Annotated in this window: 13 protein-coding genes; 10 read left to right on the top strand and 3 right to left on the bottom strand. The window is 54.7% G+C overall.

The features are described from left to right. Positions 1–5 precede the first annotated feature (5 nt). Both JOE21_RS02945 and JOE21_RS02940 read left to right on the top strand, forming a co-directional pair. Positions 6–1388, top strand: a complete 1383-nt coding sequence (locus JOE21_RS02945) for a DJ-1/PfpI family protein (protein WP_309862093.1) — start codon at positions 6–8, stop codon at positions 1386–1388. 59 nt (positions 1389–1447) lie between these two features. Beyond that, the gene (locus JOE21_RS02940; RefSeq protein ID WP_309862090.1) at positions 1448–1684 is read left to right on the top strand and encodes a hypothetical protein; all 237 of its coding nucleotides are present in this window, start codon (positions 1448–1450) and stop codon (positions 1682–1684) included. A 24-nt stretch (positions 1685–1708) separates the two neighbouring features. On the opposite strand, the gene JOE21_RS02935 is transcribed toward JOE21_RS02940, so the two are convergent. The 3 genes from JOE21_RS02935 to JOE21_RS02925 form a co-directional block, all read right to left on the bottom strand. Next, on the bottom strand, positions 1709–2809 hold the full coding sequence (locus JOE21_RS02935; RefSeq protein ID WP_309862089.1) for a M24 family metallopeptidase: 1101 nt from the start codon (positions 2807–2809) through the stop codon (positions 1709–1711). 170 nt (positions 2810–2979) lie between these two features. Continuing rightward, entirely contained in the window at positions 2980–3936 is a 957-nt protein-coding gene (locus tag JOE21_RS02930; protein WP_309862087.1) for a superoxide dismutase, read from the bottom strand. A 120-nt stretch (positions 3937–4056) separates the two neighbouring features. Beyond that, positions 4057–4338 (bottom strand): DUF2627 family protein, encoded by a 282-nt coding sequence (locus JOE21_RS02925; protein WP_309862084.1) that lies wholly within the window; start codon positions 4336–4338, stop codon positions 4057–4059. Between the two features lie 124 nt (positions 4339–4462). Here JOE21_RS02925 and JOE21_RS02920 point away from each other — a divergent pair, with 124 nt between their 5' ends. The 8 genes from JOE21_RS02920 to JOE21_RS02885 all read left to right on the top strand — a co-directional run bounded on the left by JOE21_RS02920 (position 4463) and on the right by JOE21_RS02885 (position 14790). Further along, positions 4463–6577, top strand: coding sequence for a sigma 54-interacting transcriptional regulator (locus tag JOE21_RS02920; RefSeq protein ID WP_309862082.1), 2115 nt, complete (start codon positions 4463–4465; stop codon positions 6575–6577). A 231-nt stretch (positions 6578–6808) separates the two neighbouring features. Continuing rightward, entirely contained in the window at positions 6809–7723 is a 915-nt protein-coding gene (gene ptb, locus JOE21_RS02915) for a phosphate butyryltransferase (RefSeq protein WP_374709312.1), read from the top strand. Positions 7724–7741: 18 nt separating this feature from the next. Next, complete coding sequence (locus tag JOE21_RS02910; protein ID WP_309862078.1) at positions 7742–8836, top strand: Leu/Phe/Val dehydrogenase; 1095 nt, start codon at positions 7742–7744, stop codon at positions 8834–8836. 32 nt (positions 8837–8868) lie between these two features. After that, positions 8869–9987 (top strand): butyrate kinase, encoded by a 1119-nt coding sequence (buk, locus tag JOE21_RS02905; protein WP_309862075.1) that lies wholly within the window; start codon positions 8869–8871, stop codon positions 9985–9987. Then, positions 9980–11407 (top strand): dihydrolipoyl dehydrogenase, encoded by a 1428-nt coding sequence (lpdA, locus tag JOE21_RS02900; RefSeq protein WP_309862073.1) that lies wholly within the window; start codon positions 9980–9982, stop codon positions 11405–11407. Before buk ends, lpdA begins: the two co-directional genes overlap by 8 nt. A gap of 34 nt (positions 11408–11441) precedes the next feature. Next, a complete protein-coding gene (locus JOE21_RS02895; protein WP_309862071.1) occupies positions 11442–12434 on the top strand; it encodes a thiamine pyrophosphate-dependent dehydrogenase E1 component subunit alpha in 993 nt (330 codons plus the stop codon). A gap of 13 nt (positions 12435–12447) precedes the next feature. After that, the gene (locus tag JOE21_RS02890) at positions 12448–13431 is read left to right on the top strand and encodes an alpha-ketoacid dehydrogenase subunit beta (RefSeq protein WP_309862070.1); all 984 of its coding nucleotides are present in this window, start codon (positions 12448–12450) and stop codon (positions 13429–13431) included. A 60-nt stretch (positions 13432–13491) separates the two neighbouring features. After that, entirely contained in the window at positions 13492–14790 is a 1299-nt protein-coding gene (locus JOE21_RS02885; protein WP_309862068.1) for a dihydrolipoamide acetyltransferase family protein, read from the top strand. Positions 14791–14800: the final 10 nt, after the last annotated feature.

The following is a 14800-nucleotide window of genomic DNA, read 5'->3' as shown; positions in this document are numbered from 1 at the left end:
GATCATTGAAAAAAACGTATGTACGTGTGGCGGTTTATTTCTCGGCATGGATGCTTCTGATCCTGATCACAGGGGTATGGGGCTGGATTTCTTCGATGAATCAGATGATGGGTACCGATCATCAACCGCTTAACTCCTCCTTGGTACCAGTAGAGGTGGAGCCGCCCCCATACAATCCGAATAAGCCGACAGTTGCCGTATTGCTGGGAAGTGACAGCACGGAAGTGATCGATTTTCTTGCCCCTTATGAGCTGTTTTCTGCCACAAAACACTTTAATGTGTTTGCTGTTGCCCCTGATCGCCGCATAACAACGTTAACGGGCGGGCTGGATGTCATTCCCCACTATTCATTTGAGGAATTGGATGAGTTATTGGGAAATAGTCCGGATGTCGTGGTGATTCCAGCGATTTTCTATATGGATCATCAAGGGTATGAAGCGGTGGATGATTATATTAAAAAGCATTCCAATAACGATACCATGATTCTGACGATTTGTACGGGTGCAGAAAATCTGGCTCATACCGGTTTACTGGATGGCAAAACAGCGACCACACACTGGGGGGACATGGGACGGTTGGAGAAAAAGTATCCGGAAGTCAAGTGGATACATGATCAGCGCTTTGTGGCTGCCGGCAACATCGTATCTTCCGCAGGTCTTACTTCAGGGATCGATGCCACTTTATATGCGATCTCCCAATTGGCGGGGGAGCCAATCGCCGAACGTACAGCACGCTCTATCCATTATCCGAATTTTCATTATGTAAAGGACCCTTCTATGGAGCGGTACCATTTTGATTTAAGGGATGCCGTCTTTATCTTGAATCATGCTTTTGTATGGAAAAAACAGAATGAAGGGGTCTTGCTATATGATGGGATGCAGGAAACGGCATTAGCTTCTGTTTTTGATACGTTCTCAGCCATGGGAACCTCAAAGACCTTTACCATTTCCAAAACCATTTCACCTGTAAAAACAAAACATGGTCTTTACTTGATACCTCGTTATCAGAATAAGAATGCGCCAAACATAGACCGATTAATTGTGACAGGCACAAACCCTTCCATGGACTTAGCGAAATACATCAAAGAGTGGAGAGTAAAGGATAAAGACACGGAAATGGTATACATGCATGCGATGGAACCGGGGCGCTTTGTACTGGAAGCGCCGATTGAAGATTTAGCGAGACAGACGAATATACCGACCGCCGTTTTTGCTGCCAAACGCTTAGAGTATCGAGCGGATGCTTTACAGCTGGAAGGAGATTCATACCCGACCGGTGTCATCGTTTTACCCGTGATGATGGGTTTCCTCTCTCTTGTTATGGTTATATGGATGGATCGTCGCTTTTTAAAAAAGGAAAATCGTCGGGCGAAGAAGAGCATTACGTGAGAGGGCTCTGCATGCTTTATCATATGGGTTCATGTGGATCGTTATATAGGAGAGATTTTATGTTTGAACGCTATATTAAATCGATAAGAGCGATTGCGGATATACCGGATGATCAGATTCGACAAGATGGTAAACATCACAAAACCGAAGTCATTCAAGACAGGGGAGTGTTTTATTCCGGCGGAGGAAGTGCCTCAGAAGATGGATTTAGTATGGATAGTCCGCTGAATGGATTGGTACGTTCAGGAGGAGCGAGTAAAACAGTCGGTATTATGAAAATCCCGCAACCACTTTGATTGCGGGACGGAGGGTGGAGCGGCTTACTCCACCACTTTGAATTCCTTCGGGTATTGAGTTAGAATCTTACAGCCGTCAGCGGTGATGACCACGTCATCCTCGATGCGGACACCGCCTTTACCGGGGATATAAATGCCGGGCTCCACGGTAAACACCATGCCTTCTTTCAGGATATTCCGGTTTTGTCCGTGCAAGGACGGGAATTCATGAACATCCAGTCCTAAGCCATGGCCCAACCGGTGGGTAAAGTACTCGCCGAAGCCCGCTTCGGTAATGACATCTCGTGCGGCGGCATCCACCTTGCAGATGGGGGTGCCCGGACGGCATGGTTGCAATGCGGCAATCTGGGCGTGTAGAACGGTTTGGTAAATGTGCTGCAATTCGTCGTTTATTGACCGGAAGGCTACCGTCCGTGTAATATCGGAACAGTATCCTTCCAGGACGACACCCAGGTCAAAGAGCACCAAATCCCCCCGCGTCAGTTTCCGATTTCCCGGCTCGCCATGGGGCTCCCCCGTTTTTTCTCCAAACAGCACCATGGTGGAAAACGCCATCTCCCGGATGCCTTTCTTTTTCAATTCCGCTTCGAGATGGGCGACGACTTCCATTTCCGAGATGCCTTCTTCCAGAACCGAAACGCCGGTCTCCACGCCGAAATCAGCGAGGGCGGCGGCACGTTCCATAATGGCGATCTCCGTATCGTCTTTTACCGCCCGTCTCTCATTCACAATGCTTTCTCCATTGACGAAAGCGGCATCGGGAAAAAGCGATTGCAGGGCTTCCGCCCGGGCCAGCGACAGCTGTTCTTTTTCCACTGCCAGCCGGGTTGCGGGGCGGTCTAGTCGTTCCTGATACGCCCTATTCACTTTGATCCAGGGATCTTCCGCATCGGTATAATCGAGTATGGTATGCTTCCATCCGGTTCCTTCCGCCCGGGACCGTTCCAGGCCGGGGCAGACGAGAAAGGGTTCCTTGTCCGGCACGACTCCCAGTCCCAACAATCGTTCATGGGGGTGACAGTGGAACCCGGTGAGGTAATAAACGGTGGATGGGGAGGTGAAAAAGGCGGCGTCAATCGATTTTTCCTTCAACCAATGGACAATGTGGTCCAGACGGGTGTTCATCGGATCCCCCACTTCTTTCGAGTGTTCTCTTTTTCACTCTACCATGACTGTAAGAAAAGGGGAATCGGTTAAGGCCTGTCTGGTCATTCCTTTTTCCATGAGAAAATGCAACGAAACGAAGACAGCCATACCAACCCGGAATGTCGCCCTACGGATTGATCAGACACGCCCTAATAGGGTTTCCACAACAGACGGCGCGCCTGTCGATATCGCCGGCTGACGGCCGGCCAATTAACAACGTTCCACCAGGCGTCGATGTAATCTTTCCGTTTGTTGGGATACTTCAGATAATAAGCGTGTTCCCATACGTCCAGGGGGAGGAGGGGGACTTGGTCTTGCTGGGAGAGATTTTGGTGTTTTTCCGCTTGCAGAATCTCCAGGCGGTGGGAGCGGGGGGACCAGACGAGAATGGCCCAACCGCCGCCCTCCACTTTTTCCGCGGCGGCGGAGAAATGTTTTTTAAACGCATCAAAACTACCGAAGTCCTGCCGGATTTGTCTGGCCAGAGCTCCTGTCGGTTTGCCGCCCCCTTTGGGAGTCATGGTTTCCCAAAAGAGGGTGTGAAGATAGTGGCCGGCTCCGTTAAAAGCCGCTTCTCGCTCCCAGTGTTTGATCAGGTCGAAATCACCGGTCCGTCTGGCTTGAGCCATCATCTTTTCCGCTTTGTTTAACCCTTCCACATAGCTTCGATGATGGTCATCGTGGTGAAGGCGCATCGTTTTGGCGTCGATGTAAGGCTCCAGGGCGTCATAGGGGTAGGGAAGGGGAGGGAGGACATGTTTACCGATGGGAACAGGGTTTAAGCGAACCTTGTGTTCCTCGGCGGTGGCTTCCGGTTCTTCCGCGGGTGAACCTTCGTCCGAGGAGAGTGCGGCGGTTTTTGTTTTCTCATGAAAACGGGGGAGATCCTCCCAGATTTGACGGGCTTCCTCCCGCAGCGGCCCGAGCTGATGGGGCGAACAGGAACGGACGGTATGTTCCAGGCGTTTCAGCTTGTCGATCCAGGCGATCGCTTCCGGGGCGGGGTCTCCGGTGCCCAACAGGGAACGGATGGTCCGGCGGACCGTGCGGGCAAAAATGACCAACTCACTTCGCAACCGGTCGTGGTGGGGATTCCAATAATCCATCCGAATCCTCCTTCAAAGGGTGATATTGCTTGCTCCCCACAGCATATGATCAAACGGGCGGGGCGTGCGCCTGCCGCACAACCCAACAGCAAAACGGTTTCCATCATGGAAACCGTTTTGCTATGCCTCCGGTTGATCGCCGGGTGCCGGTTTTCTTTTTTTCTTCTTGCGCAGCAGCATGGGCTGAACCTGGTTGCGTTTGGCATCACGATAAAACAGGAATCCGCCGACAAAGGCGAGCCCTCCCAGGAACAGCAGCGTGCCGAGAATAAACCATCCCCACTGGAACCCTTCCCCGGCAACGTAGTCGAAGAAGACATCTCGGAGCAGGGTCCAACCGTATACGCCGGTGGCTCCGGGAATGCACAAAATCAAGATGGCCAAGATACGTTGATAGATCATGGTTCGCCACACCTTTCCTTCCATATGGTAACCCAAACACGCCGGGATCGCCATGGGAGGATGGCCGGTTGTGGTGACGGTTGTGTTAAGATAAGAACCGGAGAAAGGAAACGGGGGAACGGCCATGAAGCGTTTTCTGATCGTTGGCGGAGGCAAAGGGGGAACGGCACTTCTTCGCGCGTTACGCGAAATGGACCGGGTGAAGGTAATGGGAGTGGTGGACATCGACCCCGATGCCCCGGCGATCGATGAAGCCAAACGCCTGGGGATTCCGACGGGTTCGGATGTGTCGCCTTTTCTCCGCCGAAAACCCGATGTCATTTTGGAAGTGACTGGGATTCCTGAAGTCTACCGCGATTTGTGCAAGTGGACTGATGGTCGCATACTGGTGGTGTCCGGCGAAGTCGCCAATCTGATCATGCATCTGATTGAAGAGAAGGAGCAGTGGTTTGAGGCGTGGCGGCAGCGGCAACTGGAATTGGATGCGATTTTAAACTCCACACATGACGGGATGATTGCTGTTAACCGGGTGGGGCAGGTGACGCTGTTCAACCGGGCAGCGGAGCGCCTCATCGGGATGGAAGCCGGTGAGGTGATGGGTCGATCCATCTCGGAAGCGATCCCCAACTCCAGGTTGGATCAGGTGCTTGCCACGGGCCGGCCGGAGTTGAACCAGTCCCTGGAGTTGGCCAACGGCAAACAGATTGTGACCAACCGCGAGCCGGTCCGGGATCGGGAAGGGAAACCGATCGGAGCGGTGGCGGTTTTCCGGGATATCACGGAGGTGCAGGCTCTCACCCAGCAGGTGACGGACTTAAAAAGCATGAAAAGTCACCTGCAAGCCATTATCGATTCTTCCGATGATGCAATCACCGTAGTGGACACCCAAGGGCGCGGAGTCCTGATTAACCCCGCCTATACGCGTTTGACGGGCTTGACTCCGGAGGAAGTGATGGGAAAGCCGGCAGACACCGATATCTCCGAAGGGGAAAGTATGCACATGAAGGTGTTAAAGACCGGTAAACCGTTTCGCGGGGTTCCGATGAAAGTGGGTCCCCACCGCAAGGATGTCGTGGTCAACGTGGCTCCCATTGTCATCGAAGGCAAGTTAAAAGGGAGCGTCGGAATCATTCATGATATGTCGGAAATTAAAAAGCTCACTCGAGAACTGGAGCGGGCGCGCCGCATCATTCGCACCTTGGAGGCGAAATACACCTTTGACGATATTATCGGAGCCGGCGAGGAGATGCAGGAGGCTTTGCGTCAGGCGAAGCAGGGGGCACATACCCGGGCGACCGTTCTTTTGCGCGGAGAGTCGGGTACGGGTAAGGAGTTGTTTGCCCATGCCATTCATAATGATTCCAGCCGCAAGTTTAACCAGTTTGTTCGGGTTAATTGCGCGTCGCTGTCTGAGTCACTACTGGAGAGCGAGCTTTTCGGGTATGAGGAGGGAGCGTTCACCGGGGCGTTGCGGGGAGGCAAGAAAGGCTTGTTTGAGGAAGCGAGCGGAGGGACCATCTTTCTGGACGAAATCGGGGAATTGTCTCCTTCCACTCAGGCCAAACTCCTACGCGTTTTGCAGGAGAAAGAAGTGGTCCGCGTAGGCGGTACAAAGGCCATACCTGTGGATGTGAGGGTGATTGCGGCCACCCATGTCGACCTGGAGAAAGCGATCCAGAATAAACGTTTTCGGGAAGACCTCTATTATCGACTCAATGTGCTGCCCATTCATATCCCGCCGTTGCGAAACCGCAAGGATGACCTGGAAGCGTTGTCGTTGTTCCTGATTAAAAAGTTTAACCAGGAATACGGCCGCAATGTTTCCGAAGTGAGTCGCGAAGCGCTGCAAACGCTGTGTGCCTATGACTGGCCGGGCAATGTCCGGGAGCTGGAGAACGTATTGGGCCGGGCGATGATCAACATGTCCTTCCATGAACGGATCATCCAAAAGGAGCATCTCCTGCCCCTTCAGCTTTTCCGACCCTCCAGTTCTCCCCCGTCCCATTCCTCCCCCCACCCAAAAGAGGGGGAAACGTTACAGGATGTGATCGCCCGTGCCGAACGGGAACACATTCAGCGAGTATTGGAAGGAGCCAATCGGAACAAGACGGAAGCCGCCCGTCGCTTAGGCATCTCGGTCCGTAATCTCTACTACAAAATGGAGAAGCATGGAATCGATGTTCAAGAGCGAGGGGCGGATCCTTCCCATCCTAACCGGTCCCACATAAATGAAGAGTAGTCTGCAAAATTTTGCAGGAAATAATCATCATGGAGTCTGCAATAACATGCAGACTCCATGCCGTGCCAGTGTGAAAGATACGTTCCTCTCGCGGATGCTGGGGGTTCTGTCAGGATGGCATGAAAATTGCTCTTATTGCATGGGGGCCGACCAAATCGAGAAAAATAGACTTCGACACGATGCAATCAATGCACGCTGGTCGGAAAAACGAGGTGTTCGTTAGTGGAAACGATCAAGAGCTTCCAAGAGGTGCTAAAGGTGGCGGAATCCCTGCCCGCCGTGACCGTAGCTGTAGCTGCAGCGGATGATCGTGAAGTGTTGGAAGCGGTGGCGGATGCGAAGCGACGGGGTATCGCTGATTTCCTGTTGTTTGGAGATGAATCCCGCATCCACCAGCTGTCGGAAGGATTGGATCTTACGCTGGAGGACGGTTCGATCATCCATGAACCCCACCCTGCGAAAGCATGTGGGGCGGCGGTCCGGGCCGTGCGTGACGGGAAAGCGGATGTGGTGATGAAAGGGATGGTTCATACTTCCGATTTTCTGCGCGCCATCTTAAATAAAGAGGCGGGTTTGCGGACCGGCAAAGTGCTGAGTCATGTGGCCACCTTTGAGGTGCCCGGTTACGATCGGTTGATCCATGTGACCGATCCCGCCCTCAATGTGGAGCCCACACTGAAGGAAAAGGCGCAGATTACGGAAAATGTCATCCGTCTTTGTCATTCACTGGGTCTGGAAGAACCCAAGGTGGCCGTGCTGGGTGCAGTCGAAGTGGTCAACCCCGATATGCCGCCCACTCTGGAGGCGGCAGCTCTTGCTCAGATGACCCGCAGGGGGCAGATCAAGGGAGCGATCGTGGACGGTCCATTTGCTCTGGACAATGCGGTTTCCGTAGAAGCGGCGGAACATAAAAAAATCACCGGTCCTGTCGCCGGCCGCGCGGACGTTCTCTTAGTGCCGGATATTGAAGCCGGCAATATCCTTTACAAGTCCATGGTCTATTTCGCCAAAGCCAAAATCGGTGCGTTGGTCCTGGGTGCTTCGGCTCCCGTGGTGCTTACCTCCCGGGCGGACACCCACGAGGCCAAGCTGTACTCCATCGCCCTGGCGGTGCTGGAGGCCGATCGAATGAAAGGCGGATCATGACCGGAAGGAGTTTAACACATGGAGATCTTCAAAACGCTGGAGAAATACGACTATGAACAACTGCTGTTCTGCCAGGACGAAGAGTCCGGCCTGAAAGCGATTATCGCCATCCATGACACCACGTTGGGTCCCGCGCTGGGCGGGACCCGCATGTGGACATATGCTTCGGAGGAGGATGCGGTGATTGACGCTTTGCGCCTGGCCCGGGGCATGACCTATAAAGCGGCCGCATCGGGGCTCAATCTGGGCGGCGGCAAAACCGTCATCATCGGCGATCCCAGAAAGGATAAGAATGAAGCGATGTTCCGCGCCTTCGGCCGGTTTATCCAGGGGTTGAACGGTCGTTATATCACGGCGGAAGACGTAGGAACCACAGTGGAGGACATGGATTTGATCCATGAAGAGACCCGTTTCGTTACCGGTGTGTCGCCGGCGTTCGGTTCCAGCGGCAACCCGTCCCCCGTTACGGCATACGGCTGCTACCACGGCATGAAAGCAGCGGCCCAGATCGCTTATGGTTCCGACTCCCTGGAAGGAAAAGTGGTGGCGGTGCAAGGGGTTGGAAGTGTGGCTTATCACCTTTGCAAGTATTTGCATGATGAAGGAGTCCGGTTGATCGTCACCGACATCAACCAAGAGAATATGGAACGCGCCGTCCGTGATTTTGGAGCGGAGACCGTGGATCCGGATCACATTTATGATGTGGAGTGCGATATATTCGCTCCCTGCGCCTTAGGGGCCATTATCAACGATGACACGATCAACCGCCTGCACTGCCGCGTCATTGCCGGTTCCGCCAACAACCAGCTGAAAGACGAAGAGCATGGAGACATCCTGAATGAAAAAGGAATTGTCTACGCACCCGATTATGTCATCAATGCCGGCGGCTTAATTAATGTGGCGGACGAGTTGCTGGGATACAACCGGGAACGGGCGATGAAAAAGGTGGAAGGCATTTACGACACCATCCTCCGGATCTTTGAAATCGCCGAGCGGGATCGCATACCCAGCTATAAAGCAGCCGACCGGATGGCGGAAGAGCGGATCGCCACGATGCGGCAATCCCGGAGTATGTTCCTTTTAAACGAGCGAAACATCTTAAACATGAAGTAATTTCAACTTAACGGGGAAGAACGGAGTGTTGAATGGTGCAGGAACCGATTCGGGTGCTGGCGATCAATCCCGGCTCCACATCAACCAAGATCGGAGTTTACGACGACGAAAAAGCGATTCTGGAGGAAACGCTGCGACATGATGCCGAGGAGTTGGCCCGCTATCCGGATCTGTTTGACCAGTACCCTTTCCGCAAACAAGTGATTCTTCAGACCCTGGAACGGGAGGGAATCCATCTCACCGGGTTGCAGGCGGTGGTTGGTCGCGGAGGGTTGCTCAGGCCCATCCCCGGCGGCACATATAAGGTGAACGACGCGATGATTCGGGATTTGCGCTCGGGTCGCTATGGAGAGCACGCGTCAAATCTGGGCGCTGTCCTGGCCCGGGATATCGCGGAAACGATGAATATCCCCGCTTTTATCGTCGATCCGGTGGTAGTGGACGAATTGGAACCGATAGCCCGTATTTCCGGGGTGCCGGAGATTGAGCGGCGCAGCATTTTTCATGCTCTGAACCAAAAGGCAGTGGCCCGCCGGGTCGCCGAACAGATGGGGAAACGGTACAATGAGATTAACCTGGTGGTGGCGCACATGGGCGGCGGCATCACGGTGGGAGCCCATCGCCGCGGTCGTGTGGTCGACGTCAACAATGGGCTGCACGGGGAGGGTCCTTTTTCCCCGGAACGGGCGGGGACGCTGCCGGTGGGGGATCTGGTGGCCATCAGTTATTCCGGTAAATTTTTCGCCAGTGAGATCATGAAGATGATCGTGGGAAAAGGGGGATTGATGGGCTACCTCGGAACCACCGATGCCAGGCTGGTGGAAAACCGCATCCGGGAAGGAGACGAGCAGGCCCGTCTCGTCTACCACGCCATGGCGTACCAGGTGGCAAAGGAGATCGGTTCCTACGCCGCTGTCCTGGAAGGGAATGTGGACGGAATCATCCTGACCGGGGGTCTGGCTTACGGCGAGCTGTTTACCGAGGAGATCCGCAAACGGACCCAATGGATTGCCGATGTCCATGTGGTGCCTGGAGAAAATGAATTGCAGGCACTGGTGGAAGGTGCGATCCGGGTCGTCCGCGGGGAAGAAGAAGCGCGCATCTACCCGCATGGGGAGTCCGGAAAGGAAAGGATGTCGATGGATGGCTGACAACTATGATCTGGTGATCTTGGGTGCGGGTCCGGGTGGCTATGTGGCCGCCATCCGCGCTGCTCAGGCCGGCTTGAAGACGGCTTTGGTGGAACGGGAAAAAGTGGGAGGCGTCTGTCTCCACAAGGGGTGCATCCCCTCCAAATCGCTGTTACGTAGTGCGGAATTGTACCATAACATGAAAAACAGCGAGGATTACGGGATCGCCGTGGGCGATGTCCGCTTGGACATGCCGTTGGTACAGGGCCGGAAAAACCGGGTGAAGGACCAGCTGCACAAAGGGGTGCAGCAGCTATTAAAGAAAAACGGGGTTACGGTGGTGGAAGGGATGGGACGCATCCTGGGACCCTCCATCTTCTCGCCCCAACCGGGAACCATCTCCGTAGAGAAAGGGGATGGTTCGGAAAATGAAATGCTGATTCCCCAAAACGTCATTATCGCAACCGGTTCCCGTCCCCGCAGCCTGCCTGGTTTGGAAGTGGACGGGGAAAAAGTGATGTTCTCTGATCATGCCCTGGAAATGGAATCGCTTCCAGAATCGATGGTGATCGTCGGCGGCGGAGTGATCGGGATTGAGTGGGCTTCCCTGTTGAATGATTTCGGGGTGAATGTGACGGTGGTGGAATTTGCCGGCCGCATCCTCCCCTTTGAGGACCCGGAAGTAAGCAAGGAAATGACGCGTCTGCTGAAAAAGCGGAAAGTGAAAATTCTCACCGGGGCCAAGGTGCTGCCGGAGACGGTACAGGTAAATGACCAGGGTGTACAGGTGCAGCTCGAAAAAGGCGGAGAGAGGCAGTCGTTGGAAGCCGAGCGGATGTTGGTTTCCGTGGGGCGACAGCCCAACACGGAAGATATCGGGCTTGCCAATACATCCATCGAGGTGGAAAAGGGATTTATCCAAGTAAATGAGTTCATGCAAACGGCGGAATCCCACATCTATGCCATCGGCGATGTGAACGGAGGATACCAGCTGGCCCACGTCGCATCCCATGAGGGGATCCTGGCGGTAGATCATATTTTGGGGAAAGACGTTCATCCGCTTGATTCCACCACGGTCCCCCGGTGTACATACAGTCGGCCGGAGATTGGATCGATCGGGTTGACGGAAGAGGAAGCAAAAGAGAAGGGATTGGCCATCAAAACGGCCAAATTTCCATTCCGCGCTATCGGTAAAGCATTGGTGTTTGGTGAATCGGACGGATTTATCAAGGTGGTGGCCGATCAGGCAACAGATGACCTCCTGGGTGTCCATATCATTGGTCCCCATGCTACTGATTTGATTTCGGAAGCGGGTCTGGCCAAAGTATTGGATGCCACCCCCTGGGAAATCAGCCAGGTGATCCATCCTCACCCGACGATGTCCGAGGTTTATGGGGAAGTGGCGCTGGCAGTGGATGGAAAGCCGATTCATTCCGCTTAAGCTCAAAAATTTTACGGGATCGGAGGGATCCGTCATGGGAGAATCGCGACACGCGAACATGGGATTGACCGATGAGCAAGTGTTTGACATGTACCGCTACATGCTGCTGGCCCGCAAGATCGACGAGCGTATGTGGTTGTTAAACCGCGCCGGCAAGATTCCCTTTGTCATCTCCTGTCAGGGACAGGAAGCGATTCAGGTGGGCGCTGCTTTCGCCTTGGATCGGGAAAAAGATTGGCTCTGTCCCTATTACCGCGATCTGGGCATGATGCTGGTTTTCGGCCAATCCGCCAAAGACCAGATGCTGTCCGCATTTGCCAAAGCGGAGGACCCGAACAGCGGCGGCCGTCAAATGCCGGGACATTATGGGGACAAACGTTTCCGAGTCATCTCCGGGTCTTCCCCGGTGACCACTCAGTTGTTGCACGCGGTGGGCGTAGCATTGGCAGCCAAAATGGAGAAAAAGGATCTGGTGTCGTTCACCACCTTTGGCGAAGGCTCCAGCAACCAGGGAGACTTCCACGAAGGGTTAAACTTTGCCGGGGTCCACGACCTGCCGGTAATCTTCCTCTGCGAAAACAACAAGTATGCGATCTCTGTTCCGGTGGAAAAACAGTTGGCCGGTGGCAGCGTAGCGGCTCGCGGACAGGGGTATGGCATGCCCGGTGTGGAAGTGGACGGGAACGATCCGCTTGCGGTGTTCCAAGTGGTCCGTGAAGCGGCAGACCGGGCCCGGCGCGGGGAGGGGCCTACTCTGATCGAAGCCACTTCCTACCGGTTGGTGCCTCATTCCAGTGATGACGACGACCGTACGTATCGGGAAGTGGAGGAAGTGGAGGAAGCCCGGAAGAAAGACTCCCTCGTCCAGTTTAAAAAGTACCTGGAGGAGGCGGGAGTCCTAACTTCAGAGAAAGAAGAGGCGCTGGGCCAAGAGATTGCCAAACTGGTGGATGAAGCGACGGAATATGCCGAACAGGCTCCCTATCCGGATCCCCAAGAAACCTACACCCACGTGTACGCGGAATAAGGAGGAGAAACCCATGCCGGTGATTTCATATATTGATGCGGTAACCCTCGCCTTGCGCGAAGAGATGAAACGGGATGAGAAAGTGTTTGTCCTCGGCGAAGATGTGGGCGTGCGCGGAGGTGTGTTCCGGGCGACAGCCGGGCTGATCGAGGAATTTGGGGCGGAGCGGGTGCTGGACACGCCCTTGACGGAATCGGCCATCGCTGGAGTGGCCATCGGCGCTTCTGCTTACGGGATGCGTCCGGTGGCGGAAATGCAGTTTGCCGATTTCATCATGCCGGCGGTTAACCAGCTCGTGAGCGAAGCGGCCAAGATGCGCTATCGCTCCAACAACACCTGGCACTGTCCGATGGTGGTGAGGGCCCCCTACGGAGGCGGGGTCCATGGTGCACTCTATCACTCTCAAAGTGTGGAGAGCTTATTTGCAGGCGTTCCGGGGTTGAAAATCGTGATGCCCTCCACTCCCTACGATGTGAAAGGACTGTTGAAAAGCGCCATTCGGGACGAGGATCCGGTTCTCTTTTTCGAACACAAACGCTGTTACCGTCTGATCAAAGGCGAGGTGCCTGAGGAAGACTATACCGTGCCGATCGGCAAGGCGGAAGTGAAGCGGGAGGGAACCGATGTCACGGTGATCTCCTACGGCTTGACCCTTCACTTTGCCCTCAAGGCGGCGGAAGAGCTGGAGAAAGAAGGAATCAGCGTCCATGTACTGGACCTGCGCACTTTGGTGCCACTGGATAAGGAAGCCGTGCTGGAAGCAACCGCGAAAACCGGCAAGGTGTTGATCATCCACGAAGACAACCAAACCGGCGGCTTCGGCGGTGAAATCGCCGGCGTGATTGCCGAGGAGGCGTTCTTTGAGCTGGATGCTCCCGTTCGCCGTCTATGTGGTCCCGATGTACCGGCGATGCCTTACAGCCCGCCGCTGGAGAAGGAATTTATGATGAACCCCGCTAAAGTGAAAGATGCCATCCGCGATCTGGCTGAGTTTTGAACGGCATCGCTTAAGGTGGAAAAGGCCGGGATGAATCCCTGCGAAGAAGGAGGTACGCACATGGCCACGGATATTACGATGCCCCAGCTGGGCGAAAGTGTGACCGAAGGCACGATTACCAAATGGCTGAAACAACCGGGTGATTCCGTTTCCAAATATGAACCGCTGTGCGAGGTAGCCACTGACAAAGTAAATGCGGAAGTCCCTTCCACGATCACCGGAACGCTGTCTGAGATCGTCACCGGGGAAGGAGAGACGGTCGAGGTAGGCGTGGTCATCTGCCGCATCGATGAAGGGGGAGAAGGAAACGGCACTCCAGAAGCGCCTGCGGAAGCAAAGGAAGCGGCTCCCGCTGATGACATCACCACGCCATCACCCGCCGAAGAGAAAGAGGAAGCAGGCACCATGAAGGGGCGCTATTCGCCGGCGGTGCTCCGGCTGGCACAGGAGCATGAGATCGACCTGGAACAGGTGCGCGGAAGCGGGCGGGGAGGACGCATTACCCGCAAGGACATCCTTCAGGTGATCGAACAGGGCGGCACGCCCCAAGCGGCACAGGCCGCTGTGGAAGTGAAGGAGGACGAAGCGCCCGCGGCTGCACCGGATGCGCCTGAACAAAAAAGGGAAATGGCTGCGGAACGGGCGGCAGGGGTTACCCTGGAGAATGGCGATCAGGAAGTGCCGCTCACCAGTGTACGCAAAACCATCGCCCAGCGGATGGTGACCAGCAAGCATGAAGCGCCCCACGCCTGGACCATGGTGCAGGCCGATGTGACCGGCTTGGTGAAGCTGCGCAAGAAGTTAAAAGACGAATTTAAACAGCGGGAAGGGGTTTCCCTCACCTACATGCCGTTCTTTATCAAGGCGGTGGTGGACTCCATCAAAGAATTCCCGTATCTGAACGCAGCCTGGGGCGGAGATAAGATTATCCTGAAAAAGCGGATCAATATCTCCATCGCCGTCGCTACCGACGACGCGCTGTATGTACCGGTGATCCACGATGCCGACGAGAAAAGCATTTTGGGTCTTGCCAAAGCCGTCCACCAGCTGGCGGAAAAAACACGCGCCGGCAAGCTGACCATGGACGATCTCTCCGGCGGCACTTTTACCGTCAACAACACCGGATCGTTTGGTTCAATCGCTTCCCAGCCGATTATCAACCATCCTCAGGCGGCGATTCTCTCTATGGAATCCATCGTAAAGCAGCCGGTGATCCATGACGATATGATCGCTGTGCGGGATCTGGTGAATCTCTGTCTCTCCCTGGATCACCGCATTCTGGACGGATTAATGGCAGGTCGCTTCCTGCAGCGGGTGAAGGAACGTCTGGAAGCATACGGACCCGATACACAGATCTGAAAAAAAGCCG

It is taken from the genome of Desmospora profundinema (assembly GCF_031454155.1).
GTDB lineage: Bacteria > Bacillota > Bacilli > Thermoactinomycetales > DSM-45169 > Desmospora > Desmospora profundinema.
The sequence above is the reverse complement of the archived record's forward strand: the minus strand, read 5'-3'. Positions and strand labels throughout refer to the sequence as shown.